This window comes from Streptococcus oralis (genome assembly GCF_001075875.1).
Classification (GTDB): domain Bacteria; phylum Bacillota; class Bacilli; order Lactobacillales; family Streptococcaceae; genus Streptococcus; species Streptococcus oralis_I.
In genome coordinates this window covers 1-1996 of the sequence record NZ_JUOS01000058.1, presented here as the reverse complement: position 1 = coordinate 1996, position 1996 = coordinate 1, and the positions used below count along the sequence as shown (strand labels likewise).

Below are 1996 nucleotides of genomic sequence, written 5' to 3'. Positions count from 1 at the left end.
TGAGCAACAAGCTTCTGTTTCAGCATCAACTTCTATCAGTGAGAGTGCTTCTACATCAGCTTCGGCCTCAACCAGTGCGGTAGCTTCGGCTTCAGCCTCAACGAGTGCTGTGGCAAGTGCATCAGCTTCAACCAGTGCGGTAGCCAGTGCATCAGCTTCTGCAAGTGTATCTGTATCAGCATCAGTGACTTCAACTGTAAGTAGTTCACAGACTGCTAATGTTGCTACTCCACAAACGGAAAGTCAAGCAGAAGCTAGCAGAACTGATACCCAAGAAACTACTAGCCAAAAGGCAGCTGCTACTCCAACTTTGGATGGTAAGGTAACGCTTGGCAATGCTATTTCTAAAGTGGAAAACCTCAGTCCTAAACAAGGGGATGTTACGACCACTGCTACTACAGCTATTGCTGCTACCGTAACATCAGAGGCGACAGCTAAGAAGATTGAAGAAGATCGCAAAAAACTAGCGAAACTATCAGCTGAAATGGGCGAATACCTTGCTAAAGCAGCGGACCTACCAGATACAAGCTCAGCCATTCTTAAGGTGCAAACTGCCATTACTGAGATTGAGTCTGCTCTCAAGGATCCAAATGCGGACCTAGGCGCAGTTGTCAAGTCTGCAACTTCAGCTCGTAACTCAATTGCTAATGCAGTTTTACGTGCGACTTCAGGTCAACGTGATAGTCGTAATGGTCAAGCTATGCCAACAGGGGAAAATCTCAGAGGTTTTGCACCTAAAACTCAGAATGAGCAAACAACAGCAAATATTGTGTCTGGGAATTTTACACCAACTAGTCGTGAGGTAAAATGGACAATCTCGATGCATGCCGATAGTCCTCTTACCTATGCAGGTTTGATTGCTAAAGTCGATTCAAATACGACAATCACAGCAGCCTATCTAAATGGTATGAGAATGGACATGAAAAGTCGGCCCAACAATGAGTATGTTTTCCAGAATCGTCATGGTTACAGTGCCAGAAAAAACTTGGACGCCACTATTGTGATTATTGGAACAGCCAATAATAGCTCAACTCAGGCAACCTTGGAGGCACAAGTTGCGACAAGTAGTTGGGAGTTTTTAGAAAGTAACCCTTCTGGCAACTACACTTCTGTAATGACTTATCCTCCTGTTAAAACAGGACCTAATACTACAACGCCTGAAAAACCGGTGAATCCAAGTGTTCCACGCAATTCTAGACAAACAGATAATCCGCCAACCATTACTATGCCATCACGTATTGAGGTATATAATGATGATGCAGTAAGCTATAATATTGACTTCAATGACGATAAAGGCTTACGAGATTTTTGGCAAAATCCAAACAATGCAACTATTACAGGATTGATGGGAAAAAATTTTCCTACAAAAGAATATCAATTTGCAGAAGTCCAGAGAGATCCAAAGACTAACAAAGTTATTTCTTATTCTTTTACTAAAAAATCATGGACTACAGAGGTTTATGGAACTGTAGGTAGAACTGGTAACACTTGGGCTCCTATGACACCTGGTGAATATACTGTGGAGTATGGTGCTAGTGATAACCCTAGAATTCAGTGGGATCTTAAAACAACTACATTTATCATTAGAGGATTTAATGAACGTCGAGATCCTGTAAGTGGTGCGACAGTAGGTGTTAAAAATCCTTCCGCACTAACGAAGGAAGAAAAGGATCAAGTTCTTGAGAACTTTAAGCAGGCTAATGCAAAGATTCTTGCGAGTACAGATTATGTTAAAGGTAAAGAAATCGGTTCGCTTGCTATATCAGATAGTGGTGTGATCACAGTTACTTACCGTGATAAGACAGTAGATACTGTGAAAAGTAGCTTGAAGGACTTGACGTCTGAAAGTATCTCAGTTAGCAAGTCTATTTCTACAGCTGCGAGTCAAAGTGCCTCAGTAAGTACAAGTGCGTCTAAGTCGGTCTCAGCAAGTCAAAGTGCGTCTAAGTCGGCCTCAACAAGTGCGTCTAAGTCAGCATCGACGAGTGCGTCTAAG

At 42.4% G+C, this 1996-nt stretch carries 1 pseudogene; it reads left to right on the top strand.

Features of this window, described 5'->3' with window-relative positions:
* A pseudogene (locus ADM33_RS11540) lies at positions 1 to 1996 on the top strand (hypothetical protein); the annotation flags it as partial.